This window comes from Halorubrum sp. SS7, assembly GCF_005435055.1.
Classification (GTDB): Archaea; Halobacteriota; Halobacteria; order Halobacteriales; family Haloferacaceae; genus Halorubrum; species Halorubrum salinarum.
Genome location: NZ_SGXV01000196.1, coordinates 1 through 713, shown reverse-complemented (window position 1 = coordinate 713; position 713 = coordinate 1). Strand labels below are relative to the sequence as shown.

The 713-nt window shown below is 64.2% G+C and carries 1 protein-coding gene; it reads left to right on the top strand.

Annotated features, from left to right (window positions below):
* On the top strand, positions 1-660 hold a 660-nt coding region (locus EXE44_RS17575; RefSeq protein WP_137718020.1), incomplete at its 5' end, for a protein translocase subunit SecF.
* Between the last annotated feature and the right edge of the window lie 53 nt (positions 661-713).

The following is a 713-nucleotide window of genomic DNA, read 5'->3' as shown; positions in this document are numbered from 1 at the left end:
ATCCAGACGATCCCGGCCCAGACGCTCCCGGGCGACGACGACGTCGTCGTCGTCACGTTCCAGGCGTCCCAGAACGATCCCGAGGGGCTGGCCAACGATCTCCAAGGACAGGCGGAGGCGGCGGGGTTTAACACGACCGCAGTCGATCAGGTGTCGCCGAGCTTCGCGAGCGACACCGCGCGGACCGCCCTCTTCGGCGTGGCGCTCGCGTTCTTCGGGATGAGCGTGCTCGTGTTCGCGCTGTTCCGGACGTTCATCCCCTCGCTAGCGGTCATCGCGTCCGCGTTCTCCGATCTGGTAATACCGATCGCGGCGATGAACCTGCTCGGCATCGAGATGACGCTGGGGACGATCGCCGCGCTCCTGATGATCATCGGGTACAGCGTCGACTCGGACATCCTGTTGAACGACTCGGTGCTGCGCCGCACCGGCGGGTTCTACGAATCGGTCAGCCGCGCTATGCGGACCGGGGTGACGATGACGCTCACCTCCATCGCGGCGATGGTCGTGATGGCGGTCGTCGCCTGGGTGTTCGGGATCGGGCTCCTCCGCGACATCGGGATCATCCTCTCGGTCGGGCTGTGCGCCGACCTGATGAACACGTATCTGATGAACGTCTCGCTGCTTCGCTGGTACAAGTTCGAGGAGGGAGGACGCTAATGCTGGAACCGATCAAAAAGAACTGGCGGATCCTGCTGCTCGTCGTCGTCGTG